Consider the following 25,217-nt stretch of genomic DNA (forward strand, 5'->3'; position numbering starts at 1 on the left):
TCATCCTCGTCCTCCGGTGGCAGCGCGGGCGGCCAGGCGGAGCTTGACCGGGGTGGGTACCCGGACCCGGGTACGTCGGATCTCCCGAGCCGGGGTCCGGCGCAGCCGGTCGTTCAGCTCGGCGAAGAGGGCGTGCGCGACCGCCACGGCCCGGCGGCTGCTCACTGGCAGCCGGGCCAGGGCCGCCGCGGCCTCGGTGAGGTCGTCGTCGATGTCGGCGACCAGACGGTCACGATCGGCGTCGTCGAAGCGGTCGGGGTCGATGCCGGGGAAGTACGTACGCCCCAGCGCGTCGTGGTCCTCGGCGAGGTCGCGCAGGAAGTTCACCTTCTGGAAGGCCGCGCCGAGGCGCTGCGCGCCCGGCCGCAGCTCCTCGTAGGTCGCCTCCGGGTCGCCGTCGGCGTCCGGCGCGGCGACGAAGGCGCGCAGGCACATCAGCCCGACCACCTCGGCGGAGCCGTGCACGTAGCGCGCGAAGCTCTCCGGGGTGTGCGTGGAGGCCGAGAGGTCCATCCGCATCGAGGCGAAGAAGGGGTCGAGCAGGTCTGCCCCGATGCCCACGGTCCGGGCGGTGCGGGCGAAGGCGTGCACGACGAGGTTGGCGCTCGATCCGGTGTGCAGGCTGACCGCCACGTCCTCCTCGAGCCGCTGCAGCATCGCGGCGCGCTCTGTCGAGGAGAGCGACCGGTCGGGGTCGTCGACGATCTCGTCGGCGACCCGGACCAGGGCGTAGACGGTGCGCACCTGCGAGCGGATCGGCTCGCGCAGCAGGCGGGAGGCCAGGCCGAAGGAGCTGGAGTACTCCTGGATGACGAGGGCGGCGGAGGCGTCGGCCACCCGGTCGTAGATCGCGGTAGGGGTCGTGCTGCGCCGGCGGCTCACGCCACCGCCCCGGGGTCGTCCTGCGGGAGCGCCGCGTCCCAGCCGGTGAGCGGGCCGAGGCCGGAGAGCGAGATCCCCAGCGGGTCGGTCACCGCACGGGCCGCGGCGAGCTCCTGGCGTGCGCGGTTGCGGACCCAGTCACGGGCGCCGCACGCGGTGAGCAGATCGCGCGCTGCCGCGAGCTCGCACGCGTCCAGGTCGCGTCCGAGGTAGTGGTCGATCTGCTGCCCGTCGTGGGTGCCGCGGGCGTAGACCACGAGCGGGGTCTGCTTGGCGGTGCGCAGGTCGCCGGTGCTGCTCTTGCCCGAGGCCGCGACGTCGCCGAAGACGCCGACGAGGTCGTCGACCAGCTGGAAGGCGGTCCCGAGCCGTCGACCTGCCTCGCCGAGCTCCGCGACGACGTCCTCGTCGGCTCCGGCCAGCACGGCCCCGGCCTGCAGCGGCAGCGAGAAGGAGTAGGCAGCGGTCTTCTGCTCGGCGACGCGCAGGCTCTCCTGGAGGCTCGCCGTGGCCAGCCCCAGGCCGTGCCGCACGTCGGCCAGCTCGCCGGCGGCGCTGACGTGCAGCGCCGTGTCGAGCAGGTCCAGCAGCCGGTGGGTGGTGGCGGTGTCCGCGCCGCAGGTGGCCACGGCACGGACGGCGCCGGCCAGCGCGAGGTCCCCGGCCAGGATCGCCGCGGCCTGACCGTAGCCGTCCGCGGTCGCGCCGTCGGCACCGCTGACCTCTGCGAGGCCGCGGTAGGTACCGCTGACGTTGGGCCGGCCGCGCCGCACGTGGTCGTCGTCGATGACGTCGTCGTGCACGACCAGCGCGGTGTGCAGCAGCTCGACCGCGGCGCCGACCTGGGCGGCCGCCTGGTGCTGATCGCCGTCGAGCGCGTCATGGGTGTCGGTCAGCAGCCGCGGTCGGAACCGCTTGCCGCCCTGGCTCGCCTCCTGCAGGACCTCCCACAGCAGGCCGTGCTCGGAGGAGACGTCACCAGCGCGCCGGCCCCCCTCGGACATCAGCGCCTGCAGGCGCGCACCAGCCGTCGGCCTGCGTCGGGGGCCAGCCACCGCACTCACCTCTCATCACACCGGGTCGATCCGACGACGCCCTCGGTCAGCGGCAGCGGACCCGGTCGAGGGCATGCGTCAGCCTAGTCGTTCGGTAAGCACTTCGGATCACCGGACGGTGCCGGATGCGTGACGTGCGTCACAGCAGGAGCCTCAGCCCACCGGCAGCTGCGCCCACCCTCGCAGGATCCGGGTCTCCCGCCGCTCGGCCCCGGGCAGCACCCGCAGCTCGGGCAGCCGCTCGTGCAGGGTGCGCAGCGCCACCTCGCCCTCCATCCGGGCCAGCGCCGCCCCGAGGCAGTAGTGCCGGCCGGAGGAGAAGGAGATGTGGTCGGCGGCGTTGGCTCGGGTCACGTCGAAGTGGTTCGGCTCGGCGAAGACCTCCGGGTCCCGGTTCGCGCCGGCCAGCATCGCCACCATCGGGGATCCCTCCCGCACCCTCGTGCCGGCGATCTCCGTGTCCCGCACCGCGGTCCGCGCGGTCAGCAGCACCGGAGGGTCGAAGCGCAGCGCCTCGTCGACAGCCGCCAGCCAGGGCACCTCGCCGACGACCAGCGCCTTGCGCTGCTCCGGGTGCTCGGCCAGCAGCGACACCGCGTTGCTGATGAGGTTGACGGTCGTCTCGAAGCCGGCCGCCAGCACCAGCCCGGCGGTCGCCTTGAGCTCGAGGTCGTCGAGCTGTCCGCCGTCGTCGTCGCGGGCGGCCACCAGCTGGCTGAAGAGGTCCTCGCCCGGGTCCTGACGCACCCGCTCGACGTGCGCCTCGAGCCACCGCTCGAAGTCGCGCAGCGCCGCCTCCACCTCGCGGAAGCGCTGCAGCGACAGCCCCAGGTCCAGGCTGGGCGCGGCCATGTCGCCGAAGTGGCGCACCCGCTCCCGGTCCTCCTCGGGGACCCCCAGGACCTCGCAGATGACGGTCACCGGCAGCGGAGCGGCGAGCGCCTCGACGAGGTTGACCGGCTCGTCCTTCTCCACCCGGCGCGCCAGCGGCTCGACGAGCTCGGCCGCCACCTCCTCGGTGCGCTCCCTCAGCCGCTCCACGGCACGCACCGAGAAGACCCGGGTGACGAGCTTGCGCATCCGGGTGTGGTCCGGCGGCTCGATGGCCAGCAGCGACGGCGGGGTCAGCGGTCCGGTCGGGACGCGGCGGTCGGCCCAGGCCGCCGGCCGGGCCAGCACACCGTCGGTGGCGGCGATCCGCCCGGCGGCGACGTCCGGGCTGGCCAGCACCTCCCGGACGACGTCGTGCCGCGAGGTGGCCAGCGCGAGACCGCCCCGGTAGAAGGGCCCCGCCTCGCGGATCGCGTCGAAGAGGTCCGTGGGCAGGTCGCCACCGCTGTTCGTGGCCCCCACCACGCGGGCCTGGAGGTCGCCGCGCCGGGCGCGGGCGCGGAAGGCCAGGGCCGGGACGGCGTGCCCGAGGGACCACCGGGTGAGCTGCTGGACGGGCGCGGTGAGGACCGTCATGACCCCACTCTACGGATGTTGATACCCGCGGGTAGGTGTTCGGAGGTCCCGGTTCTGCACGGTCCGGCCGTGCACCGTGAGCGCGAACCCCTTCGCCTCCCCGGGGCGCACCCACCGAGATGCGCGCGCTACCACGCAGGAAGTGTCGCGATCACAGCACTTCCTGCGTGGTAGCCCGCGTCGTAGGTCGGTGCGGACGGGGTCTTGTTCCTGAATCCGGGTTCACCTAGCGTGAGCGGCACTCACCGGCCTCAAGGAGGGCATGACGATGGCGTCTGTGCAGACCGTGCGCGGATCGATCGACTCGAGCGAGCTGGGGAGGACGCTCTGCCACGAGCACGTCTTCGTCCTCGGCGAGGAGCACCGCCTCAACTACGAGCAGTGGGACGAGGAGGCCCAGATCGCCGACGCCGTCTCCCAGCTCAACGAGCTCAAGGGCCTGGGGATGGACACGATCATGGATCCCACGGTCCTCGGCCTGGGCCGCTACATCCCCCGGATCCAGCGGATCGCCGAGCAGAGCGAGCTGAACATCGTCGTCGCCACCGGGATCTACACGTACAACGACGTCCCCTTCCAGTTCCACTACACCGGCCCTGGGCTGCTCTTCGACATGCCGGAGCCGATGGTCGAGCTTTTCACCAAGGACCTCACCGAGGGCATCGCGGACACCGGCGTCCGCGCGGCCTTCCTTAAGTGCGCCATCGAGGAGCAGGGGCTCACCCCGGGCGTGGAGCGGGTGATGCGCGCGGTCGGCCAGACCAGCGTGCAGACCGGCGCGCCGATCACCGTGCACACCAACGTGCACAACCAGTCCGGCCTGGTCGCCCAGCAGGTGCTCCGGGAGGAAGGGGTCGACCTGACGAAGGTGGTCATCGGCCACTCCGGCGACAGCACCGATCTGGACTACCTCACCGAGCTCGCCGACGCCGGCAGCCTGCTGGGGATGGACCGCTTCGGGCTGGACGTGCTGCTGCCCTTCGAGGACCGGGTCGAGACCGTCGCCGAGCTGTGCCGCCGCGGCTACGCCGAGAAGGTCGTCCTGGCCCACGACGCCTCGTGCACCATCGACTGGTTCCCCGCCGACGCCAAGCGCCAGGTGGTGCCGCGGTGGAACTACCGGCACATCAGCGAAGACGTGCTGCCTGCGCTGCAGGAGCGCGGGGTCACCGATGCCGACATCGAGCTCATGCTGGTCACCAACCCGCGGCGCTACTTCGAGTGAGCGGCAGCGGGAGGCGCGCTGCGAGCCCGTGGAGGCCCTCCGCTCCCTAGGGTGGGTGTCACCCGGTCGGACCCGGTCGGGACGTCGACGTGAGGATCCTCATGACCGAGAACAGCAGCTCCGAGGACGCGGTGCGCGCCGCCACCGAGGTGATGTCCAGCATGGACATCGCCATGCTCACCACCGTGGACGCTGGCTCGTCCACCGGCCGGCTGACCAGCCGCCCGCTGAGCACCCAGGTGCACGAGGACGACGGTGACGTCCTCTTCCTCGTGCGCCGGGACAGCGGGGTCGTCACCGACATCCGGGCCAACCTGCAGGTCAACGTGGCCTACTCCTCGATGAAGGCGTGGGTCTCGCTCGCCGGCACCGCCGAGGTGATCGACGACCGGGACACGGTCGCGCGGCTGTGGAGCTCCGGCGCGGACCGCTTCATGGAGGGCGGCCCCGAGGACCCGGACAACGTCGTCCTCAAGGTGCACGGCGACAGCGTCACCTACTGGGGCGGGGACTCGCTCGTGGGCACCGCCGTCGAGACCGCGAAGATGGTCGCTGGCAAGGACGAGGACGGCGACCGGGGCCCGACGCAGGTCGACCTGCCCTGAGGCCGTGATGCCCGGCACGGGCCGACGACTGCTCCCGTGCGGCGACCCGGGTCAGCCGCTCGGGCGGACGACCTCCACCCAGAGGACACCGGTGATCGCGAGGGTGGCCAGCAGCATCCAGGCGCCGCCGCTCGGACGCCGGGCGCGGTAGCGCTCCCACAGCCACGGACCGAGCGGCGGCTCGAGGGTGCGCGCCACGCGCCGCATCATCACCCGCCACAGCAGCTCGGCGAGCCACGGGACGAGCAGCAGCAGGACCATCGTCCGGGCGTAGTCGGCCGCCCGGGCACCCAGCAGCGCGTCGGTGAGCAGGTCGACCGGGAGCACGACGACGACCGAGGCGACCACCGCGGCGACGCAGGCCGTCGGGATCAGCACCGCCCCGACGACCCGGACGGGGCCGGGGATCTGCGGCGCACCCGAGGCCGGGTCCCCATGGACGGTCACCGCGCTGTCGTGGGCGGCGGCCGTGGCACCCCGTGGCCAGAGGCCCGGCGGCTCGGTCACGGCTGCCCCCTCGCCGGCATAGACGTCGAGGGCGGAGGCCGCCTCGTGCTCGGGCGGGCGGTGAGCCCGCTGGTGCGCGAAGAGCGCGAGCATCCCGAGCCCTACGAGCGCGCAGCACGACCCGAGGACGGCGGCGGTCACGCTCAGGCCCTCGCTGTCGAGGACGACGTAGGTGGTCATGGCGAGCACGAAGAGCAGCCCGGACAGGGCGACCGCGGCGACCCGCTGCCAGCGCGGCTGGTGGCTGAGCACCTCGTGCGTCGCCTGACCGGCGCCGCCATCGGCGGTCCGCGGGGCCACGCTCAGGGTGGCGCCGGCGAAGCCGGGACGGGGTGTGACCACGAGCGTGCGCGCCTCGTGCCGGGCCAGCACCTCGTCCCCGTGGAGCAGCTCGACGTGGCCACCGCGGGCCCGCACCACGACCGGGGTGCTGCGCAGCCAGCCGGTGTCCCGGTGGGCGCGCGCGCTCGTCGGTGCCGACATCGCTCCTCCTGACCGTTCTGCCGCCGCCGCGCGGGTGGGTGGGCGGATAGTCTGCCGGAGCATGAGCCGGATCTTCAGCACCGCCGTCGCCGACGTCTATCCGCACTACGTGACGAAGGTGGAGAAGAAGGGGCGCAGCCGGGACGAGGTCGACGAGGTGACCCGGTGGCTCACCGGCTTCGACCAGACGACGCTGCAGCGGCACCTCGACGAGGGGACCACCTTCACCGACTTCTTCGCCGCGGCCGAGATCAACCCCGGCGTCGAGCTCATCACCGGCTCGGTCTGCGGGGTGAAGGTCCAGGAGGTCGAGGACCCGCTGATGCAGCAGATCCGCTACCTCGACAAGCTCGTCGACGAGCTCGCCAAGGGCCGCCCGATGGAGAAGGTGCTGCGGTCATGAACCAGCCCGCGGACCAGGACCGCGCTGCCGCGCAGGCCTCCGACCTGACGCTGGAGGAGAAGGTGGCGCTGAGCATGGGCGCCGACTTCTGGCACACGGCCGCGGTGCCCCGGCTCGGGGTGCCCGCGGTGATGCTCTCCGACGGGCCGCACGGGCTGCGCGCGCAGGACGAGAGCGCGGACAACCTCGGGATCGGCGACAGCATCCCGGCGACCTGCTTCCCCACGGCCTCGGCCCTGGCCTCCAGCTGGAACCCGGGTCTGGCCGAGCGGGTCGGCCAGGCGCTCGGCCGGGAGGCGCGGGCGCAGGGGGTGGCTGTCGTCCTCGGGCCCGGGGTGAACATCAAGCGCTCGCCGCTGTGCGGGCGCAACTTCGAGTACTTCTCCGAGGACCCGCTGCTCGCCGGGGCGCTCGGCGCCGCCTGGGTCAGCGGGCTGCAGACCGAAGGGGTCGGCGCCTCGCTGAAGCACCTCGCGGTGAACAACCAGGAGACCGAACGCCTGCGGGTCAGCGCCGAGGTCGACGAGCGCACCCTGCGCGAGATCTACCTGCCCGCCTTCGAGCACGTCGTCACCCGCGCGCACCCGTGGACGGTGATGTGCTCCTACAACAAGATCAACGGCACCTGGGCCTCGGAGAACCACCGGCTGCTCACCGAGATCCTCCGCCAGGAGTGGGGCTTCGACGGTCTCGTCGTCTCCGACTGGGGCGCGGTCGTCGACCGGGCCCGGGCGCTGCGGGCCGGCCTCGACCTGGAGATGCCGCCGAACCACGGGGTCGCTGACGTCCGCCTGCTCGAGGCGACCCGCTCCGGCGAGGTGGACGAGGCCGACCTCGACGCCAGCACCGCCCGGGTGCTCGCGCTGGCCGCCCGCGCCCCCGCCGAGCCGGGTCCCGCCGTCGACCACGAGGCGCAGCACGACATCGCGCTGCAGGCCGCCCGGGAGTCGCTGGTGCTGCTGAAGAACGAGGCGCAGGCGCTGCCGCTCGGGCCGGAGGACCCGCCCGCCCAGGTCGCGGTCATCGGCGCGCTCGCCGAGACGCCTCGCTACCAGGGCGCCGGCAGCTCGCAGGTCAACGCCACCCGGGTGGAGACCCCGCTGGCGGCGCTGCGCGAGCTGGCGCCGCAGGGCGTCTCCGTGGGGGACGCCGCCGGCTACCGACTCGACGAGGGTGCCGGCGACGCGGGTTCGGACGACACCGCCCTGACCGACGAGGCGGTGGCCGCCGCCCGTGCGGCCGGCGCGGTCGTCGTCGTCCTCGGGCTCACGGCCGCCGAGGAGTCCGAGGGCTTCGACCGCACCCACCTCGACCTGCCCGCCGACCAGCTCGCCGTGCTCCGTGCGGTGGCGGCGGTCTGCGACCGGGTGGTCGTCGTCCTGGCGAACGGGGGCGTGGTGACGCTGGGGGAGGTCGAGCCGCACGCGCAGGCCATCCTCGAGGGCTGGCTGCCCGGGCAGGCCGGCGGCCGTGCCGTCGCCGAGGTGCTGTGGGGGTGGGTGGCGCCCTCCGGCCGCCTCGCCGAGACCATCCCGCTGCGGCTGCAGGATTCTCCGGCCTATCTCGGCTTCCCCGGGGAGCTGGGCACGGTCCGGTACGGCGAAGGGGTCTTCGTCGGCTACCGCGGGTACGACGCCCGGGACCAGGCCGTGGGCTACCCGTTCGGTCACGGGCTCGGGTACACCACGTTCGCCTACGACGAGCTGGCGCTGGAGCAGTCGGGGCAGCGCCGCCGACGGCGACCTCGGGGTGCTCGTCTCCTGCCGGATCACCAACTCCGGCAGCCGGGCCGGTGCCGAGGTCGTGCAGGTCTACCTCGGCGGACCGTCGGCGAGCGTGCTGCAGCGGCCGCCGCGCGAGCTCGGCGGCTTCGCCAAGGTGCACCTGGCGCCGGGGGAGTCGACCCGGGTGAGCGTCCGCCTCGACCAGCGGCGCTTCGCCGCCTGGCGACCCGGCCACGGCTGGTGGGTCGAGGCCGGCGAGCGGACCGTCGAGGTCGGCTCGTCCTCCCGGGACATCCGGCTGGCCGGCACCGTCACCGTGGACGCCAGCCCGCTGGAGCTCGACCTCGATCTGGGCTCCAGCCTGCAGGAGTGGCTCGACGACCCGGAGCTCGCCGCCGGTCTGGCCGACCTCGTGGCCGCGGCGCAGACCCCGGACCGCGGGGGTGGCGGAGGGGACGCGGGCGAAGGCGCCGGGTCGGCCCTGTTGAGCGACCCGGGCACGATCGCCCTCGTCGGGAACTTCCCGATGGACCGGATGGTTGCCATCTCAGGAGGCCTGCTCGACCGCGCCGCGCTGGAGCGGCTGGTCGCCCAGCGCCGCGAGCGCCACGGCGGGTCGACGACGCCCCGCTGAGCGCACCTTCTCCCGGTGCACCGACCTGGTGCGCCGACGACCTGCCCCGCCCGACCGACGAAGGACGCACCACATGCCTCAGGACGCACCCACCAAGACCATCGTCATCACCGGCGCCAGCGACGGCGTCGGCGCCGCGGCGGCCCGCCAGCTCACCGAGCGCGGCCACCAGGTCGTCGTCGTCGGCCGCTCCCCGGAGAAGACCCGTGCGGTCGCCGAGCCGCTCGGGGTGCCGCACCACCTCGCCGACTTCGCCGACCTCGCCCAGGTGCGCGCGCTCGCCGCCGAGCTGGCCGAGGCCTACCCGCGGATCGACGTGCTGGCCAACAACGCCGGCGGCATCATGGGCGAGCGCGAGATCACCGTCGACGGCTTCGAGAAGACCTTCCAGGTCAACCACCTCGCCGGCTTCCTGCTCACCCGCGAGCTCATGCCGACGCTCACCGCGAGTGACGCCTCGGTCATCCAGACCGCCAGCCAGGCGGCCCGCTTCTTCGCCCGCTTCGACATCGACGACCTGCAGAACGCCCAGCGCTACTCGCCGCGGATCGCCTACGGCAACGGCAAGCTGGAGAACATCCTCTTCACCCGCGAGCTGCAGCGGCGGCACGGCGACGAGGGCATCTCGGCGGTCGCCTTCCACCCCGGGGTGGTGGCCTCCAACTTCGCCAGCGAGACCAACCACGTGCTGCGGCTGGCCTATCGCACCCCGATCCGGCGGCTGGTGATGATCACCCCCGAGGACAGCGCCCGCCGTCTCGTCGCGCTCGCCGAGGGCACCCCGGGGACCGACTGGCAGCCGGGGGAGTACTACGAGAAGACGAAGATCGCCCGCACCGCCGCCGCCGGCCACGACCCGGAGATGGCGCGTCGGCTGTGGGAGCGCTCGGAAGAGCTGCTCGGCTGAGCGCCTCGTCCGGGCGCCGCATCCGGCGCCCTGACATGAGCCGTGCCTGACATGATCGAGGGCGTACCCGAGCGGTCAGGAGGGACGATGGAGTCCTACGCACGTGGCGAGAGCACCCCGGCGCTGCTGGAGGAGACGATCGGCGCCAACCTGGAGCGCACGGTCGCCCAGGGCGGCGACCGGGAGGCGCTGGTCGAGGTGGCGACCGGACGCCGGTGGAGCTGGACCGAGCTGGACGCCGCCGTCGACGAGATCGCCCGCGGCCTGCTGGCGGCCGGGATCGCCGCCGGCGACCGGGTCGGGATCTGGGCGCCGAACTGTGCCGAGTGGACGATCACCCAGTACGCCACGGCGAAGGTGGGCGCGGTCCTGGTGAACGTCAACCCGGCCTACCGGACCCACGAGCTCACCTTCGCCGTCAACCAGTCGGGGATGCGGATGCTCATCGCCTCCTCGGGCTTCAAGGGCAGCGACTACCGCGGGATGATCGAGGAGACCGCCGACGAGTGCCCGGCACTGGAGCGGGTGGTCTACCTCGACACCGACGACTGGGCGGCGCTGGTCGAGCAGGGCCGCGACGTGCCCGAGGGGGCGCTGGCCGAGCGTCAGGCGGGGCTGAGCCCGGACGACCCGATCAACATCCAGTACACCTCCGGCACCACCGGGAGGCCGAAGGGGGCGACCCTCAGCCACCGGAACATCCTCAACAACGGCTACCTCACCACCGAGCTCATCGCGCTCGGGCCGCAGGACCGGCTCTGCATCCCGGTGCCCTTCTACCACTGCTTCGGGATGGTCATGGCCAACCTCGGCTGCACCACCCACGGGACGACGATGGTCATCCCGGCGCCCGCCTTCGACCCCGAGGTCACGCTGCGCACCATCGCCGCCGAGCGGTGCACCGGGGTCTACGGGGTGCCGACGATGTTCATCGCCATGCAGCACCACGAGAGCTTCGCCGAGCACGACCTCAGCAGCCTGCGCACCGGGATCATGGCCGGCTCGATCTGCCCGGTGGAGGTGATGCGTCGCTGCGTCGACGAGATGCACATGAGCGAGGTGGCCATCGCCTACGGGATGACCGAGACCAGCCCGGTCAGCTGCCAGACCCGTGGCGCCGACGACCTGGAGCGGCGCACCGAGACCATCGGCCGGGTGCACCCGCACGTCGAGATCAAGGTCGTCGACCCGGCGACCGGCGAGACCGTCCCGCGCGGAGAGACCGGCGAGTACTGCACCCGTGGCTACTCGGTGATGCTCGGCTACTGGGACGAGCCGGAGAAGACCGCCGAGGCGATCGACGAGGACGGCTGGATGCACACCGGCGACCTCGCCCAGATGCGCGAGGACGGCTACTGCACGATCGTCGGCCGGATCAAGGACATGGTCATCCGCGGCGGGGAGAACATCTACCCCCGCGAGATCGAGGAGTTCCTCTACACCCACCCGGACATCGAGGACGTCCAGGTCGTCGGTGTCCCGGACGAGCGATACGGGGAGGAGCTGTGCGCGTGGATCCGGATGCGCTCCGGTGCCGAGCCGCTGGACGCGAACGCGGTGCGGGACTTCGCCACCGGGCAGCTGGCCCACTTCAAGATCCCGCGGTACGTGGTCGTCGTCGACGAGTTCCCGATGACGGTGACCGGGAAGGTGCGCAAGGCGGCCATGCGGGAGGAGTCGGCGCAGCGGCTCGGGCTGGGCTGAGCTGGCCGGGCGACGCCCCGAGCAGGACGCGGCGATACGGGCCGGACGCGACACGGCGCCGTCCTTCCGTGCGGTGGGCTGGCACCCCATGATGGGGAGGGTGACGAACGCCAACGACGCCCTTCGTGCCGCCCGTGACCAGCTGCGCGAGCTGCGCACCGACCTCGACCAGGCCCGGTCCGCCTTCGCCTGGCCCGACGTCGGTCCCACCTTCAACTTCGCCCACGACTGGTTCGACCCGGTCGCCCGCGGCAACGAGGCGCTGGCGCTGGTCATCGTCGAGGAGGACGGGACGCGGGCCGAGCACTCCTTCGACACGATGGCGCGGCGCTCCGACGAGGTGGCCGGGATGCTCGCCGACCACGGGGTCGGTCGCGGCGACAGCGTCGTGGTCATGCTCGGCAACCAGGTCGAGCTGTGGGAGACGATGCTCGCGGTGGTCCGGCTGGGCGCGGTGCTCATGCCGACGACCACCGCCGTGGGGACGAGCGACCTGCTGGACCGGATGGAGCGGGCGCGGCCCGGGCGGTGGTGTGCAACGCGGCGAGCGCGGCGAAGTTCGACGAGGTGCCCGGCGACTACGCCCGGATCGTCGTCGCCAGCGACGGCGAGGTGCCGCCCGGCTGGACCGGCTACGCGGAGGCGAGCGCGGCCGTCCGAGAGCCGCTGCCGCACCCGGGCAACGCCAGCGACGACCGGCTGCTGCTCTACTTCACCAGCGGCACGACGAGCCGACCGAAGCTCGTCGAGCACACCCACACCACCCATCCGGTGGGGCACCTGAGCACGATGTACTGGCTGGGGCTGCAGCCCGGGGACGTGCACCTGAACATCTCCAGCCCGGGCTGGGCCAAGCACGCCTGGTCGAACTTCTTCGCGCCGTGGCTGGCCGAGGCGACCGTGCTCGTCTACAACTACGCGCGCTTCGACGCGGCGGCGCTGCTGGGTCAGCTGCGCGCCGAGCGGGTGAGCACCTTCTGCGCGCCGCCGACGGTGTGGCGGATGCTCATCAACGCCGACCTCGCCGAGGTGCCCGGCGACCTGCGCGAGGCGATCGGCGCCGGAGAGCCGCTCAACCCCGAGGTCATCAGCCAGGTGGAGCGGCGCTGGGGGCTGACCATCCGCGACGGGTTCGGTCAGACCGAGACGACCGCGAGCATCGCCAACACCCCGGGTCAGCCGGTGCGGGCCGGGTCGATGGGTCGTCCGCTGCCGGGTGTGCCGGCGGTGCTCGTCGACCCGGCGACGGGGGAGCGGGTCGAGGGTTCCGGCGAAGGGGAGATCTGCCTCGACCTGTCCGCGGAGCCGTACACCCTGATGACCGGCTACCAGGGCGACCCGGAGCGCAACGCGCAGGCGATGGAGGGCGGCTACTACCACACCGGCGACGTCGCGGCCCGGGACGAGGACGGCTACATCACCTACGTCGGCCGCACCGACGACGTCTTCAAGGCCAGCGACTACAAGGTCAGCCCCTTCGAGCTGGAGTCGGTGCTCATCGAGCACCCGGCGGTCGCCGAGGCCGCGGTCGTGCCGGCGCCGGACGCGGTGCGGCTGGCCGTGCCGAAGGCCTACGTCGCGCTCGTCGAGGGCCACGAGCCGACCGCGGATACGGCGCGGTCGATCCTCGCTCACGCCCGCGAGCACCTGGCGCCCTACCTGCGGGTGCGGCGGCTGGAGTTCTATGAGCTGCCCAAGACGATCTCCGGCAAGATCCGGCGGGTCGAGCTGCGCCAGCGTGAGGAAGGGGTCGTCGACGACCGGCCGGCGGGGGAGTTCCGGGACAGCGACTTTCCCGACCTGCGCGGGTGAACGGCTCGTCGACCAGCACGTCTGATGGGGCGACCGGCACGGCTGATGAAGCCCTCGACCTGAGCGGTGGAGATGGGTGTCGCCCGGCGTGAGAGGGTGCGAGACATGAGCCCCGAGGCCTTCTACCTCCCTGTCGGCGACGGCACCTTCGAGTCGACCCCCGCGACGTCGAGCCCGTGGGACACCTCGCTGCAGCACGGTGGCCCGCCGGCGGCGCTGCTGGCCCGCAGCATCGCCCAGGTGCGCTCGGACGCGTCGCTGGCGATCGCCCGCTTCACCGCGAACATGCTCGGCGGCATCCCGCAGGGGCGGATGCGGGTGGAGGCGAACGTGGTGCGACCCGGACGGCGGGTGGAGATGATCGAGGCCTCGCTGTGGGCCGGGGATCAGCTGGCGGTCACCGCCAGCGCCTGGCTCATCCGGGCAACCCCGGATGCCACCCGCGAGCACTGGCAGCCGACCGAGGACGTGCCGCCGGTGCCGGCGGAGGGTGAGGAAGGCGCTCCCGACGGGGCCGGTCCCGACTTCGGCTACGGCCGGGCGATCGACTGGCGGTTCGTCGCCGGTGGGCACCACCCCGGGCCGGCGACCGTGTGGACCCGGCTGCGGATCCCGCTCGTCGCGGGGGAGGAGACCGCGCCGGTCGAGCGGCTGCTGCTCGTCGCCGACTCGACCAACGGGCTGTCCGGGACGCTGCCGATGGACGAGTGGTTCCTCATCCCGCCGACGATGACCGCGACGATCGAGCGGGAGCCGGCGGACGAGTGGATGCTGCTGGATGCGCGCTCCACCATCGGCCCGAACGGCATCGGCACCGCGCACGGCGTGATGTCCGACGCGCAGGGGCCGGTCGCGACGATCACCCAGCCCCTGATGGTGGCGCCGCGCTGAGTCAGCGGCGCGAGCCCTTCGGGCACGGTGAGGTCAGCGGCGACGAGGACCGATCCATCGAGGGACGCGGCTGCGGTAGCGCTCGTACTCGGCGCCGAAGGCATGCAGCAGCGCACGCTCCTCGGCCGGGATCTGCCGCCGGTCGATCCAGGTGACGAACGCCATCGTCGGCAGCACCGCGAGGGGAGAGCGGTGGTGCAGGGGGTGGACGCTGAGCAGCCCGACCATCGCCACATACATCGGGTTGCGGCTCCAGGCGTTGAGGCCGGTGGTGACCAGGCGCGCGGGCTCGGCCCCATCACGGGGGTCCACGGTCGTGCCTCGTCGCGCGAACTGGGCGACAGGGGCGAGAAGGGTCGCGGCGCTGAGCGCCGCCAGCCCAGCGGCGGCGACCCGGCTCACGGGGGTGGCGCGGCGCCCGGGCAGGGCACGTTGGGCGACGGCCCCGGCGACGACGAGGGCCAGAGGCGGGGGAGGCTGGCGGTGCCTGCTCACGGCATGAGCCTAGCCCGGGCGGGGTAGGGCTGACGGGTGCCGCGCTCAGCTAGCCGGTGGTCACCATGTCGTGGATGTAGAAGGTCAGACCGACACCGGCCACGGCCATGCCGGCCGTCAGCACCAGGCCGGCGAGCTGCAGATAGCGCACCCGCGAGGTGCTGCCCCAGCGCAGCGAGGCGTAGGCGAGCATGGTGACAACGCTGCTCATGAGCACGGCGGCGGACGCGGACATGATGGCGACGCTGGCGCCGGCGAAGGGTGCCCCGGCAACGGTGTCGGAGTCGCTGGCGTAGATCCGGAACGACCAGTAGAAGGCGAAGAGCGGGACGACGACGAAGCACACGATGCCGAGCAGCGCCGGGACGAGGTGCACCAACCCTCTGTCGCGGTAGACCCGGCGCGGTGGGCGGGGCGGCTGCGGCTGGGGGTGCTGCGGCCACGGGTGGTGGGGCCACGGGTGCTGGGCGCCGGGCTGCGGCCAGGCGTGCGGCACAGGGTGCTGCGGCGGAGCGTTCTGCGGGTGGGGCTGCGGATGCTGGGCCAGCAGCGACTGACCATGCTGCTGCAGGGCCTGCTGCGGATCCATGGGGGTATGAGAGCACACGCGCCCTGAACCTCGTGCATCGCACGACCGACGACCCGGCCCCGCAGGTGCAGGACCGGGCCGTCGGTCATGCCAGGGCGGACCCTCGGCTCAGATGTCGTAGTACATCTCGAACTCGTGCGGGTGCGGCCGCAGCTGCAGCGGGGCGACCTCGTTCTCGCGCTTCCAGTCGATCCAGGTCTCGATGAGGTCGGCGGTGAAGACGTCACCCTCGAGCAGGAACTCGTGGTCCGCCTCGAGCGCGGCGAGCACGCCCGGCAGGGTCGTCGGGACCTGCTCGATGGCCTCGTGCTCCTCCGGGGGCAGCTCGTAGAGGTCCTTGTCGATCGGCTCCGGCGGCTCGATGCGGTTGCGGATGCCGTCCAGGCCGGCCATCAGCTGCGCGGCGAAGCACAGGTAGGGGTTGCTCGACGGGTCCGGCACGCGGAACTCGACGCGCTTCGCCTTCGGGTTGTTGCCGGTGATCGGGATGCGGATGCAGGCCGAGCGGTTCCGGGCCGAGTAGACCAGGTTGACCGGGGCCTCGAAGCCGGGCACCAGGCGGTGGTAGCTGTTCGCCGTCGGGTTGGTGAAGGCGAGCAGCGCCGGGGCGTGCTTGAGCAGGCCGCCGATGTACCAGCGAGCGGTGTCGGACAGGCCGCCGTAGCCCTGCTCGTCGTAGAAGAGCGGCTCGCCGTCCTTCCACAGGCTCTGGTGGGTGTGCATGCCCGAGCCGTTGTCGCCGAAGATCGGCTTCGGCATGAAGGTGACGCTCTTGCCGAGCTCCCAGGCGGTGTTCTTGATGACGTACTTGAACTTCATGACGTCATCGCCCGCGCGGAGCATGGTGTTGAACTTGTAGTTGATCTCCTGCTGGCCCGCGGTGCCGACCTCGTGGTGGGCGCGCTCGACCTCGATGTCCACCTTCGCCAGGTTGACGCACATCTTGTCGCGGATGTCGGCGAAGTGGTCGACCGGCGGGACGGGGAAGTAGCCACCCTTGAAGCGGGTCTTGTACCCCTTGTTGCCGCCCTCCTCCTCCTTGCCGGAGTTCCAGGCGGCCTCGATGGAGTCGATGTGGTAGTACGCGCCCTGGGCGTCGGTCTTGAACCGGACGTCGTCGAAGGCGTAGAACTCGGCCTCGGCGCCGAAGAAGGCGGTGTCGGCGATGCCGGTGCTCTTGAGGTAGGCCTCGGCCTTCGCCGCGATGTTGCGCGGGTCGCGGCTGTAGGGCTCACCGGTGAAGGGGTCGACGATGGAGAAGTTCATGACCAGCGTCGACTCCTCCCGGAACGGGTCCAGGTAGGCGGTCTTGACGTCCGGGATGAGCTTCATGTCGGACTCGTGGATGGCCTGGAAGCCGCGGATGGACGAGCCGTCGAACATCTGGCCGTTGACGAAGAAGTCCTCGTCGACGGTGTCGGCCGGCACGTTGAAGTGCTGCATGATGCCGGGCAGGTCGCAGAACCTGATGTCGACGAACTTCACGTCGTTGTCCTTGATGTAGCCAAGGACCTCGTCGGCGGAGCTGAACAAACCATCCTCCTGGGGTGGTGGGCGGTGAGCTCGGGCAGTGCTCACCCTGGGTATGCGACGAACCTAGGACGCGGCCGTTTCTCGACCATGACCCGTATGTTTCGCCGGTGTTACGTGAGACCGCCGTCTCACGAGGTGGGCTACACCCTAGCGATGACGGGTCTGGTGGCGGGCAGGCGCTCGGGTGGTGGGCTGTGCGGGTGGGGTCGTCTCAGGGTTCGGGCAGGGGCGTTCGAGTCGTGGCGCGCTCGCGTGGCGAGGTGTCGGGTCCGGCTCTACTGTCGACGGTGATCGGTCCATCGGGTCGAGAAGCGCTCACTCGGTTGGCGGTGCAGACCACCGGGTCACCGTGCGCTCGGCGATCCGGCAGCGACAGCAGGGGGTAGAAGCGTGACTGAGGGCAGTACGGCCAGGCGGGTGGCGGCGATCGGTGCGGTGACGGTCGTCGTGCTGGTGCTCGCCTGCGGCCTGGGATGGTTCCTCGGCCGAGGCAGCGACGATCAGGCTCCGACGCAGACGGCTGCGTCGGAGGACCCAGCGCAGACGGCGTCGTCGGAGGCCTCGGCGAGCACCACCTCCGATGTGGAGGACGAAGAGACTGACGGCCAGTGCGGTCTGCCTGTCGGCAGCCAGGCGATCCCGGCCGAGGGGCCCGACGCAACCTGGGAGATCCACCGGTCGCTCACGGTTCCGTCCTCGGAGGAGTTCGGACCGGCCGAGGTCACCGACGAGGGGGACCGGCGGTGCTTCGCGCATAACCCGACCGGCGCGCTCTTCTTCTTCATCAACGTGCAGGCGCTGGAGCCCGAGCTGCAGGCGCGGCACGTCCTTGAGGGCGGCGACGATCTCGCGGGCCAGTCGAGCACGTCTACGCCGTCAACGATGCTCTTCCGGGTGCAGGGCTATCAGTTGCAGTCTCAAGGACCCGACGAGGTGCAGGTCACCGTGGTGTACCGGGTGAACCAGGACGAGTTCGCGTTGCGTACCACCGTCGTGTGGCGCGAGGGTGACTGGATGGTCGAGCGAAGGGATGACGGCTCTGGTCGCCTTGAAGTCAGTGAGATCGGGGACTACGTCGCCTGGGGCCAGTCGTAACCTCGGCGCGCTCGGCATCTCACCGACTGACCGATGCGGAACACACAGATCCCTAACTACTTCGTGAGGCGGTTCTTGGCCTGGACGACGGTGAGCGGGATGGCTGGTTCGTCCTGGAGGTCGGCGGTGGCGGCGAGGTCTTGCCAGGCGCCTCCGTTGACGCGGTAGTCGCCGGTGAGTCGGGCGTCGATGCGCACGTCGACCGTGCCGGTGTCGCTGTACTGGTGGGTGACGTCGCCGGTGGGGTAGGGCCCGCCGGTGCTGGTGGTGGCTCCGGAGGTCTGGCCGTCGCCGTAGTCGTAGGTGTAGTCCTGAGCGGCGATCCGGTACTCGATGTCCCAGGAGAGCAGGGTCACGGTGTCGCTGACCTCGCCGGGGACGAGGCAGGAGCCGTCGGGCCAGCTGGCGGTGTAGTAGGTGTCGAAGTTGATGAGTGTCTTGCCGCCCGGTGGGCTGATCGTCGGCTCGGGCATGCAGAAGGGGAGCTCACGGAAGGCCTCCTGGATCTGACCCAGGCTCGGTGTGGGTGGCGCCTCGACCACCTCCGCGTCCTCGGGAAGGTCAGGTGGCGCTCCGGCCTCACCGCTGCAGTTGGGTATGGCTGGCCCCCACTCGTCGGTCCCCTCAGCCCGCCAGTAGGTCGCGGTGGGGGTCTGACCGGGCTCGATGCACTCAGACCGGACCGCCCCACAAGCTTCGTCGGCGTTCGAGGCCGCGCACGGCACTGTCCTGGACTCCCACACCGTTACCTCGCTGGGTGCACCTGCGTCTTGGACGCTCGTGATATCCCGGCCTGAGGAGACAGAAGCAGCGGCATCGACCACGGTTCGTGTCTCGACGTGGGCATCAACCTGACTGTCTCCGAGGGTGATCTCAGGCTCGTCTCGTGCTCCCGCTGCCGCGAACTCGAGCGGCGCCACCATCACCAGAGCAGCGGTTAGTAGCAGGACCGACGATCGAGATGGGATCGGCTCGCTGTGTGAGGTCATGTGACATCGCCCCGGACAAGTACTGATTCTTCGACCAGCCACCCGTCCGACACTTGGGGCGACAGGGTCAGCACATACCGCGCCTCGTCACCATCAACTCTCCCCTGCGACTCACCGTCCTTGAGTCGACGGTAGGTCGTCCATGAGACCTCCAACGTCACATACTGCTTCCCCGCCTCCTCTCGGCTGGAGTCGACGGCGACGCTGTACGGATTGGTCGGCGCTACTCCGTATTGCTCAGCATCGCTCTCCATCTGGTCAGCGGTCTCTAGGCAGGCTTGACAACTCTGATCGGCGTACTCGCGGAGCACACTCCCTTCGCCGGTAGTCACTGCTTCACCTACCTGCTGCTCATACCACTCGGCGAAGGCCTCGGCGCCCGCCTGGGTGTTCTCCTGCGCCTCGGCCGGCGGCTCTGTCGACACGTCACCAGACGAGGTGGCCGAGCCCGACGAGCTGGACGAGGACGCCGCGCTCGACGAACCGTTCGAGCTGGGCACCCGCGGCGAGACCGTCGACGAGCTCGTCTCCTCGGGCTCGTCGACACCCCCGCAACCAGCCAAGGCCAGCGCGGACACACTCACCAGAGCCACCATGCGTGCGCGCATCCGTGGACCTCCCCACCATCAGCGGTCGCCTCTCGGACGACCCGTACCGCGCACCCACGGTAGCCAGATCCCAGCAGACCGCATCTCGAACGATCCACAGGCACCGCCAGTCAACCGGCCAGGCCCGGCGCCCCGCGCACCCTCCAGATACCCCGGCTGGTGTGCTCGGCACGCGCAGCCTGGACCGGATCGGGGCGGTCTGACGCGTGCTGTCGCCTTGAGCCTGAGCTCCCATGCGTCCACTCACGCGGCAACTCACCCTCGGCAGGGTGCGCCTACCGCGGGATGTCGGGCACGTGTGGTTGCGGTGCCCCCGAGATGCAGCGCGGCGAGACGGTCGCTCCCGCCGCGGGCTGGTGCCACCCAGCGCAGGGGTGCCTGTGGGGGCGCCAGCAGCTTGGCCAGCCAGCCGGCGCCCACGAGCAGACACGCATGAGCGCGCGTTGTCTCACGAGGTGACGCAGCGACGTAGGGGCGAACCAGGGGACGGGTCGGAGATGGGGAGCGGTGCGGCACAACCGGCCGCCCAGCCACTCAGCCGCTCAGCCGCGGACGATCGTCGTCCCGGCCGCGCGGTCGTGCAGCCCGCGCCCGTCGCTGCCGACGACCACCGGGGGGATGAAGAGGCACAGCAGCCCGGCACGGACCACCGCCTGCAGCGGACTGATCCACGGGCGCGCCACCGGCACCACCCGCAGGCCGAGCAGCCGGTGACCCAGCGTGAGGCCCGCGGTCCCGACCAGCACGAGGTGCTCGACGAAGAGCACGATCAGCGGCCCGAAGCTCTGCCAGAGCGGTGTCACGTCGATGAGCGGCGCGACGACGGCGTTGAAGATGAGCAGCGAGGCGATCCAGTCGATGGCCAGACCACCCAGCCGCCGACCGAAGGGCGCCACCTCCGGCAGCTCACCGGCCTGCCTGCGGGCGTCAGGGCCCACGCCGCGCGAGGTCACGCGAGGCAGCGCGGCTCGACGCCCACGCAGCGCGGTTCGGCGCCCGCGCCCCGCGGCTCAGCGGCCACGCAGCGCCTTGCGGTCCATCCGCGCCTTCATCGGGTCGACCCCGGGCGGCACGTTCTGGCGGATGCCGGGCAACGACTTCAGCCGCTTGTTGACCACCGACATCTCCTCCTTCGTCAGGGAGGGGCGCAGCCGGGTGAGGGTCGTGCGGATCTTTCGCGGCTCGAGCTCGCCCTCGCCGGAGCCGACGACGTAGGTGTGCACCTGCACGCCCGGGGCGACCCGGGCCACCTTCTTCGTCTCCTTGGCGAGCAGCTTGTTGACCCGACCCTTCGGGCCCTCGCCGAGCAGCACGATGCCCGGTCGGCCGAGAGCGCGGAAGACGACGGCGGCGTTCTGCAGGTCGCCCTGGCGCTGGGCGTCCGCGGCCACCGGCTCCTGCTCGATGTACCACCCGCGGCGGATCGCCGACAGGCCACCGAGCGCGGCCCCGCGCTGGCCCTCCATCTGGGCGAAGGCCGCCCGCTCACCTCGCCGGGAGAGCGTGATCATCGCGGCCAGCAGCGCCACCGGCAGGGCCACCAGCAGCGAGGCCCACACGTGCCCCATGAGCAGACCGATGAGCAGGCCCACGAGCAGCACCACGGCCGCCGCACCGAGCATCCACAGCCCGATCTTCGGGTCGAGCTGCTTGACCGTCCGGTAGACCGAGGCGATCTGCTTGAAGGGGTTGCGGCGGGGCTTCTTCGTCCCGTCCGAGTCGTTGCGCGCCATAGGGGACGATCCTACTGCGTCACGCCGGGTGCGCCGATCACGCCGAGGCGCGCTCGGCGCTCTTCGCCAGCAGCGAGGAGGCCTCCTGCCGGGCCGGGTCCGACGCGGCGTCGGCCAGGTGCGACAGGTGCTCCGGGATGGGCCGGCCCCACCGGTTCATCGCCTGCACCCACAGCCGACCGGCGCGGTAGGAGCTGCGCACCAGCGGCCCGGCCATGACGCCCTTGAAGCCGATCTCCTCGGCCCGCTCGCTCCAGTGCACGAACTCCTCGGGCTTGACCCACCGGTCGATCGGGTGGTGCAGCTTGCTCGGCCGCAGGTACTGGGTGATCGTGAGGATGTCGCAGCCCGCGTCGTGCAGGTCCTGCAGCGCCTGGTCGATCTCCTGCTCCTCCTCACCCATACCGAGGATGAGGTTGGACTTGGTGACCAGCTCGGCCTCGCGGGCCATGGAGAGCACCTTGAGCGACTTCTCGTAGGTGAAGGCGGGACGGATCTTGCGGAAGATCCGCGGCACCGTCTCGAGGTTGTGCGCGAAGACCTCGGGCCGGGCGTCGAAGACCTGGGAGACCAGCTCGGGCTTGGCGCCGAAGTCCGGCGGCAGGATCTCGACGCCGGTGTTCGGGTTCAGCGCGTGGATCTGACGGATCGTCTCGGCGTAGAGGCCGGCGGCGCCGTCGGGCAGGTCGTCGCGGGCGACGCCGGTCACGGTCGAGTAGCGCAGGCCCATCTGCTGGACCGACTCGGCGACGCGGCGGGGCTCGTCGAGGTCGAGCGCGGCCGGCCGACCGGAGGCGATGTCGCAGAAGTCGCAGCGGCGGGTGCAGACGTCACCGCCGATGAGGAAGGTCGCCTCGCGGTCCTCCCAGCACTCGAAGATGTTGGGACAGCCGGCCTCCTGGCACACCGTGTGCAGGCCGCCGGTCTTGACCATCGAGTGCAGCTCGCTGTACTCGGGGCCCATCTTCGCGGTGGTGCGGATCCACTCGGGCTTGCGCTCGATCGGGGTCTCGCTGTTGCGGGCCTCGACGCGCAGCAGCCGACGTCCTTCGGGTGCGACGGTCACGCGCCCTCCTTCTCGTGGCTCGGCGGGGTTCTCCCTCGGCACGTTCCAGCGTACGCCCCGGCGGTGACATTCCCGCGGCCCGGGCACGCCCCTCGCCGACGCCTCTCGTCGGTGCGCATCGCCGACCGCGCTACTACACTCAGTAGTACGCACCGAGACGCCGCGACGCGCGCCGCACCCCACCGGAGGAACCATGTCCGAGCCCGACATCGTCACCACCCTCGACGCCGACGCGTGCTGGCAGCTGCTGCACGACCACGAGCTCGGCCGGCTCGCCTTCCATCTCGCCGGCGAGGTGCACATCACCCCGATCAACTACGCCGTCGACGGCCGGACGCTGCTCTTCCGCACGGCCGAGGGCAACAAGCTGCTCGGGGTCGTCATGCACTCCGACGTCGCCTTCGAGATCGACGGGATGGACGACACCGAGGCTTGGAGCGTCGTGCTCCGCGGCCGTGCCCGGCTGCTCGAAGGGGACGAGGAGCACCGCGCCGAGCGGGTCCCGCTGCGGCCGTGGACGAGCACCGCCAAGTACAACGTCGTCGAGATCGCCCCCACCGAGGTCACCGGCCGACGCTTCGGCCTGCACAAGCCCTGGGAGCACATCCAGCAGTGACCTCGGCCGTGCGGTCCCGCTAGAGGTCCATGGGATCCGGAAGGGCGAGCGGCACGTACTCCGCGGCCCACAGCTCGTCCACGGGCCGGCCCAGGTACCGGGTGACCAGCGCGAGGTGGGCATCCTCCGGGTCGTCGTGCCCGGCCATCACCGCCTCCTCGGGCAGCGGCACGCCCTCGTCCACCTCGATGGCACCGGCGGCCTGGACCCGCCGCCGGTCCGGTCCGCCCAGCGCCTCGATGGTGTAGACGTCCGCGGTACCGCCGAGCGCGACGACGACCCCGGGCACCCCGAGCTCGCGCAGCGTCGGTCCGGCGAGCTCGCCGTAGAGCGCGTCCACGACCACCACGTCGTCCCCGAGCGCCGCCGCGTGGGCGACGTCGGGCTGGACCATCGCGAGGTCGAGACTGGTCGCCGGGCCGCCGGCCAGCGGGAGGCGGGAGAGGTCGGCGCCACGCAGGAGGCAGAAGCCGATGTCGTAGGACATGGCCCGACCGTAGCCGAGAGAGCGGCCTGCGGCAGCCCCGCGAGGGCACCGTCTGCGGCGTCGGCGACGGCATCGCGTCGGCGTCGGCTTGTCGGCACGTGCGGCTAGGTTCGTGCCCATGGAGGCGGCGACGATGCTGAGCGAGGTGGTGGCGACCTCGCGGGAGGTGGCGGCCACCCGCAGCCGCCTGGCCAAGACCGCGCTCGTCGCCGAGCTGCTCGTCGTGACCGACCCCGCGCAGGTCCGCACCGTCGCCTCGTGGTTGGCCGGTCGGCTGCCGCAGGGCCGGGTCGGCGTGGGCTGGCGCAGCCTGGGTGACCTGCCGGTGCCCGTGGCCGACCGGCCGTCCGCGTCCGAGGTGTCGTCCGCGCCGGACCCGCCGCCGAGCGCGCCCGAACCGCTGACCGTCGCCGACGTCGACACGGCGATGAGCGCCCTCGCCGCCACCAGCGGCCGCACCGCTCGCCACGAGATCCTCGTCGATCTCTACGCCCGGGCCACCGCGGACGAGCAGGACTACCTCTCCCGGCTGCTGCTCGGCGAGGTCCGACAGGGGTCGCTCGACGGCATGCTGCTCGCCGCCGGTGCGCGCGCCGCCGACGTCGACGAGGCGCTGCTCCGCCGCGCCGCGATGCTCGCCGGCGACCTCCCGCTCGCGGTGCACATCGCGCTCACCGACGGCGAGGACGGGCTGGCCGCGGTGCGCCTGCAGCCCGGACGCCCGATCCAGCCGATGCTCGCCGGCTCCGCCGCCGAGGTTGAGGAGGTCATCGAGCGACTGGCCGGCGACAAGGTGGCCCTGGACACCAAGGTCGACGGCATCCGCGTGCAGGTGCACCGGGACGAGCAGCGAGAGGTAAGGGTCTTCACCCGCAGCCTCGACGACATCACCACGCGCGTGCCTGAGGTGGTCGAGGTGGCCGCCGCGCTGCCCGGTGGACCGCTCGTGCTCGACGGCGAGGCGGTGGCGCTCACTCCCGAGGGGCGGGCGCGCCCCTTCCAGGAGACCGGGGCCCGGACCGCCTCGCAGGGGTCGGTGGCCGAGCTGCGGGCGAGCACCCCGCTGACCACCTACCTCTTCGACGTGCTGCACGTCGACGGGCGTGATCTCATCGACGAGCCCTACCGGGAGCGGCTGCAGGTGCTCACCGACCTCGTCCCCGAGTCAGCCCGGGTCCCCGGCCTGGTCACCGCCGACCCGGGCGCGGCCCGGGCCTTCTTCGACGAGGCGGTCGCCGCCGGGCACGAAGGGGTGGTGGCCAAGACCCTGGACGCGCCCTACGCCGCCGGCCGGCGCGGCAGCGCCTGGACCAAGGTCAAGCCGCGGCACACCCTCGACCTCGTCGTCCTCGCCGTGGAGTGGGGGAGCGGGCGACGGCGGGGGTGGCTGTCCAACATCCACCTCGGCGCCCGAGGCGAGGACGGCTCCTTCGTCATGGTGGGCAAGACCTTCAAGGGGATGACCGACGAGATCCTCGCCTGGCAGACCGAGCGCTTCCTGGAGCTGGAGACCTCCCGCGAGGGACACGTCGTGCACGTCGAGCCGGTGGTCGTCGTGGAGATCGCCCTCGACGGGGTGCAGACCTCGCGGCGCTACCCGGGCGGGGTGGCGCTGCGCTTCGCCCGGGTGCTCCGCTACCGCGAGGACAAGCCCGCCGCCGAGGCGGACACGCTCGCGACGGTGCAGGAGTTGCGCGGCTGAGCACC

23 protein-coding genes and 2 pseudogenes are annotated in these 25,217 nt (G+C 71.9%); 12 read left to right on the forward strand and 13 right to left on the reverse strand.

The annotated features are described in order from the left end of the window. From BJY28_RS11355 to BJY28_RS11365, 3 genes are all read right to left on the reverse strand, one after another. Window positions 1–882 carry a squalene/phytoene synthase family protein gene (locus BJY28_RS11355; protein ID WP_179463112.1) on the reverse strand — a complete coding sequence of 294 codons (882 nt, stop codon included), beginning with the start codon at window positions 880–882 and terminating at the stop codon, window positions 1–3. Next, the gene (locus tag BJY28_RS11360; protein ID WP_179463113.1) at window positions 879–1,886 is read right to left on the reverse strand and encodes a polyprenyl synthetase family protein; all 1,008 of its coding nucleotides are present in this window, start codon (window positions 1,884–1,886) and stop codon (window positions 879–881) included. The genes BJY28_RS11355 and BJY28_RS11360 overlap by 4 nt, the downstream gene beginning before the upstream one ends. A 204-nt stretch (window positions 1,887–2,090) precedes the next feature. Then, window positions 2,091–3,404: a cytochrome P450 gene (locus BJY28_RS11365; protein WP_179463114.1), complete on the reverse strand. Its 1,314-nt coding sequence runs from the start codon at window positions 3,402–3,404 to the stop codon at window positions 2,091–2,093. 268 nt (window positions 3,405–3,672) lie between these two features. Here BJY28_RS11365 and BJY28_RS11370 point away from each other — a divergent pair, with 268 nt between their 5' ends. Together BJY28_RS11370 and BJY28_RS11375 are read left to right on the forward strand one after the other, a co-directional pair. Next, the gene (locus tag BJY28_RS11370) at window positions 3,673–4,629 is read left to right on the forward strand and encodes a phosphotriesterase family protein (RefSeq protein WP_179464094.1); all 957 of its coding nucleotides are present in this window, start codon (window positions 3,673–3,675) and stop codon (window positions 4,627–4,629) included. 101 nt (window positions 4,630–4,730) lie between these two features. Then, window positions 4,731–5,234 carry a pyridoxamine 5'-phosphate oxidase family protein gene (locus BJY28_RS11375; RefSeq protein ID WP_179463115.1) on the forward strand — a complete coding sequence of 168 codons (504 nt, stop codon included), beginning with the start codon at window positions 4,731–4,733 and terminating at the stop codon, window positions 5,232–5,234. A gap of 51 nt (window positions 5,235–5,285) precedes the next feature. On the opposite strand, the gene BJY28_RS11380 is transcribed toward BJY28_RS11375, so the two are convergent. Continuing rightward, window positions 5,286–6,224: a hypothetical protein gene (locus tag BJY28_RS11380; protein WP_179463116.1), complete on the reverse strand. Its 939-nt coding sequence runs from the start codon at window positions 6,222–6,224 to the stop codon at window positions 5,286–5,288. Between the two features lie 61 nt (window positions 6,225–6,285). Between BJY28_RS11380 and BJY28_RS11385 the strand changes: the two genes are divergently transcribed. The 7 genes and pseudogenes from BJY28_RS11385 (at window position 6,286) to BJY28_RS11410 (ending at window position 14,299) form a co-directional block, all read left to right on the forward strand. Next, a complete protein-coding gene (locus BJY28_RS11385; RefSeq protein ID WP_179463117.1) occupies window positions 6,286–6,627 on the forward strand; it encodes a DUF2200 domain-containing protein in 342 nt (113 codons plus the stop codon). Window positions 6,628–6,758: 131 nt separating this feature from the next. Continuing rightward, window positions 6,759–8,249 (forward strand): annotated as a pseudogene (locus tag BJY28_RS16330) (glycoside hydrolase family 3 C-terminal domain-containing protein); the annotation flags it as partial. A 127-nt stretch (window positions 8,250–8,376) separates the two neighbouring features. After that, window positions 8,377–8,985: a fibronectin type III-like domain-contianing protein gene (locus BJY28_RS16335; RefSeq protein ID WP_343037080.1), complete on the forward strand. Its 609-nt coding sequence runs from the start codon at window positions 8,377–8,379 to the stop codon at window positions 8,983–8,985. A 73-nt stretch (window positions 8,986–9,058) separates the two neighbouring features. After that, complete coding sequence (locus tag BJY28_RS11395) at window positions 9,059–9,892, forward strand: SDR family NAD(P)-dependent oxidoreductase (protein WP_179463118.1); 834 nt, start codon at window positions 9,059–9,061, stop codon at window positions 9,890–9,892. An 87-nt stretch (window positions 9,893–9,979) separates the two neighbouring features. After that, window positions 9,980–11,596, forward strand: a complete 1,617-nt coding sequence (locus BJY28_RS11400) for an AMP-binding protein (protein ID WP_179463119.1) — start codon at window positions 9,980–9,982, stop codon at window positions 11,594–11,596. Window positions 11,597–11,687: 91 nt separating this feature from the next. Beyond that, a pseudogene (locus BJY28_RS11405) lies at window positions 11,688–13,408 on the forward strand (AMP-binding protein). Between the two features lie 105 nt (window positions 13,409–13,513). Further along, complete coding sequence (locus BJY28_RS11410) at window positions 13,514–14,299, forward strand: thioesterase family protein (RefSeq protein WP_179463120.1); 786 nt, start codon at window positions 13,514–13,516, stop codon at window positions 14,297–14,299. 33 nt (window positions 14,300–14,332) lie between these two features. Here the strand turns inward: BJY28_RS11410 and BJY28_RS11415 are convergent, their stop codons facing one another. The 3 genes from BJY28_RS11415 to glnA all read right to left on the reverse strand — a co-directional run bounded on the left by BJY28_RS11415 (window position 14,333) and on the right by glnA (window position 16,916). Next, entirely contained in the window at window positions 14,333–14,794 is a 462-nt protein-coding gene (locus BJY28_RS11415; protein ID WP_179463121.1) for an isoprenylcysteine carboxylmethyltransferase family protein, read from the reverse strand. A 49-nt stretch (window positions 14,795–14,843) separates the two neighbouring features. Further along, on the reverse strand, window positions 14,844–15,383 hold the full coding sequence (locus tag BJY28_RS11420; protein WP_179463122.1) for a hypothetical protein: 540 nt from the start codon (window positions 15,381–15,383) through the stop codon (window positions 14,844–14,846). 108 nt (window positions 15,384–15,491) lie between these two features. Beyond that, complete coding sequence (gene glnA, locus BJY28_RS11425) at window positions 15,492–16,916, reverse strand: type I glutamate--ammonia ligase (RefSeq protein ID WP_179463123.1); 1,425 nt, start codon at window positions 16,914–16,916, stop codon at window positions 15,492–15,494. A 417-nt stretch (window positions 16,917–17,333) separates the two neighbouring features. Here glnA and BJY28_RS11430 point away from each other — a divergent pair, with 417 nt between their 5' ends. Then, a complete protein-coding gene (locus tag BJY28_RS11430) occupies window positions 17,334–18,011 on the forward strand; it encodes a DUF8175 domain-containg protein (RefSeq protein ID WP_179463124.1) in 678 nt (225 codons plus the stop codon). Window positions 18,012–18,067: 56 nt separating this feature from the next. Here BJY28_RS11430 and BJY28_RS11435 read toward each other — a convergent pair whose 3' ends face one another. The 5 genes from BJY28_RS11435 to lipA all read right to left on the reverse strand — a co-directional run bounded on the left by BJY28_RS11435 (window position 18,068) and on the right by lipA (window position 22,407). Then, a complete protein-coding gene (locus BJY28_RS11435; protein WP_179463125.1) occupies window positions 18,068–18,553 on the reverse strand; it encodes a hypothetical protein in 486 nt (161 codons plus the stop codon). Between the two features lie 443 nt (window positions 18,554–18,996). Then, complete coding sequence (locus BJY28_RS11440; protein WP_179463126.1) at window positions 18,997–19,608, reverse strand: DUF6318 family protein; 612 nt, start codon at window positions 19,606–19,608, stop codon at window positions 18,997–18,999. A gap of 542 nt (window positions 19,609–20,150) precedes the next feature. Then, window positions 20,151–20,546 carry an RDD family protein gene (locus BJY28_RS11445; protein WP_179463127.1) on the reverse strand — a complete coding sequence of 132 codons (396 nt, stop codon included), beginning with the start codon at window positions 20,544–20,546 and terminating at the stop codon, window positions 20,151–20,153. Window positions 20,547–20,618: 72 nt separating this feature from the next. Continuing rightward, on the reverse strand, window positions 20,619–21,341 hold the full coding sequence (locus tag BJY28_RS11450; protein ID WP_179463128.1) for a DUF4191 family protein: 723 nt from the start codon (window positions 21,339–21,341) through the stop codon (window positions 20,619–20,621). A gap of 37 nt (window positions 21,342–21,378) precedes the next feature. Beyond that, window positions 21,379–22,407 carry a lipoyl synthase gene (lipA, locus tag BJY28_RS11455; RefSeq protein WP_179463129.1) on the reverse strand — a complete coding sequence of 343 codons (1,029 nt, stop codon included), beginning with the start codon at window positions 22,405–22,407 and terminating at the stop codon, window positions 21,379–21,381. A gap of 193 nt (window positions 22,408–22,600) precedes the next feature. On the opposite strand from lipA, the gene BJY28_RS11460 reads away from it, so the two are divergent. Continuing rightward, window positions 22,601–23,023, forward strand: coding sequence for a pyridoxamine 5'-phosphate oxidase family protein (locus BJY28_RS11460; RefSeq protein WP_179463130.1), 423 nt, complete (start codon window positions 22,601–22,603; stop codon window positions 23,021–23,023). Between the two features lie 19 nt (window positions 23,024–23,042). Here BJY28_RS11460 and BJY28_RS11465 read toward each other — a convergent pair whose 3' ends face one another. Then, entirely contained in the window at window positions 23,043–23,510 is a 468-nt protein-coding gene (locus tag BJY28_RS11465) for a hypothetical protein (protein ID WP_179463131.1), read from the reverse strand. Window positions 23,511–23,628: 118 nt separating this feature from the next. On the opposite strand from BJY28_RS11465, the gene BJY28_RS11470 reads away from it, so the two are divergent. Continuing rightward, window positions 23,629–25,212, forward strand: coding sequence for an ATP-dependent DNA ligase (locus tag BJY28_RS11470; RefSeq protein ID WP_179463132.1), 1,584 nt, complete (start codon window positions 23,629–23,631; stop codon window positions 25,210–25,212). The last annotated feature ends 5 nt before the right edge of the window (window positions 25,213–25,217 follow it).

The sequence above is a fragment of the Janibacter alkaliphilus genome (assembly GCF_013408565.1).
Lineage (GTDB): Bacteria > Actinomycetota > Actinomycetes > Actinomycetales > Dermatophilaceae > Janibacter > Janibacter alkaliphilus.

Coding starts and splice junctions, on each gene's coding strand:
- BJY28_RS11360 (WP_179463113.1), bottom strand. CDS start 1,886: ATGTCCGAGGGGGGCCGGCGCGCTGGTGACGTCTCCTCCGAGCACGGC.
- BJY28_RS11365 (WP_179463114.1), bottom strand. CDS start 3,404: ATGACGGTCCTCACCGCGCCCGTCCAGCAGCTCACCCGGTGGTCCCTC.
- BJY28_RS11370 (WP_179464094.1), top strand. CDS start 3,673: ATGGCGTCTGTGCAGACCGTGCGCGGATCGATCGACTCGAGCGAGCTG.
- BJY28_RS11375 (WP_179463115.1), top strand. CDS start 4,731: ATGACCGAGAACAGCAGCTCCGAGGACGCGGTGCGCGCCGCCACCGAG.
- BJY28_RS11380 (WP_179463116.1), bottom strand. CDS start 6,224: ATGTCGGCACCGACGAGCGCGCGCGCCCACCGGGACACCGGCTGGCTG.
- BJY28_RS11385 (WP_179463117.1), top strand. CDS start 6,286: ATGAGCCGGATCTTCAGCACCGCCGTCGCCGACGTCTATCCGCACTAC.
- BJY28_RS11395 (WP_179463118.1), top strand. CDS start 9,059: ATGCCTCAGGACGCACCCACCAAGACCATCGTCATCACCGGCGCCAGC.
- BJY28_RS11400 (WP_179463119.1), top strand. CDS start 9,980: ATGGAGTCCTACGCACGTGGCGAGAGCACCCCGGCGCTGCTGGAGGAG.
- BJY28_RS11410 (WP_179463120.1), top strand. CDS start 13,514: ATGAGCCCCGAGGCCTTCTACCTCCCTGTCGGCGACGGCACCTTCGAG.
- BJY28_RS11420 (WP_179463122.1), bottom strand. CDS start 15,383: ATGGATCCGCAGCAGGCCCTGCAGCAGCATGGTCAGTCGCTGCTGGCC.
- BJY28_RS11440 (WP_179463126.1), bottom strand. CDS start 19,608: ATGCGCGCACGCATGGTGGCTCTGGTGAGTGTGTCCGCGCTGGCCTTG.
- BJY28_RS11450 (WP_179463128.1), bottom strand. CDS start 21,341: ATGGCGCGCAACGACTCGGACGGGACGAAGAAGCCCCGCCGCAACCCC.
- BJY28_RS11460 (WP_179463130.1), top strand. CDS start 22,601: ATGTCCGAGCCCGACATCGTCACCACCCTCGACGCCGACGCGTGCTGG.
- BJY28_RS11465 (WP_179463131.1), bottom strand. CDS start 23,510: ATGTCCTACGACATCGGCTTCTGCCTCCTGCGTGGCGCCGACCTCTCC.
- BJY28_RS11470 (WP_179463132.1), top strand. CDS start 23,629: ATGGAGGCGGCGACGATGCTGAGCGAGGTGGTGGCGACCTCGCGGGAG.